General features: G+C 56.5%; 1 protein-coding gene. It reads right to left on the bottom strand.

Annotated features, from left to right (window positions below):
• A partial coding sequence (locus tag ACR6JA_RS22560; RefSeq protein WP_494599676.1) for a hypothetical protein occupies nt 1-391 on the bottom strand: 391 nt, incomplete at both ends.

Genomic DNA, 391 nt, shown 5'->3' on the forward strand with positions numbered 1-391 from the left:
ATTGTCGGTCCAAACAGGCGCATACCCAACAAAGCCGTTCATGTCTTGAAGATAGCGCACGGTGGGCGCAGCAGCCGGAACATCTTGCCACTTGGCCTGGAACAGCCATTCAAGAAAGGCATCCGTTCCTTGGTTGGCGTCGTGTGCTAGTAATGCAAGACTGCCCTGAAGATGCGCTTCGGTGTGGACCAGATCACAGCCTTCGTAGGGCATTCCATCGCTCGGCGGCCCAAATAGCTCGACATCCTGGTGGTGAATTTCGGTTTCATAGAGATCTCTCTCGAAATTCCACGCATGGCCGCGATGCCAGTCGTTATCGCGCCAGTCCGTCGGCAACCTCAATGCCTCGTCGCGGTTAGTCGTGAGCCGATAGGTGCGGCCCATGCCAACG

This window comes from Cedecea sp. B1(4) (assembly GCF_059414925.1).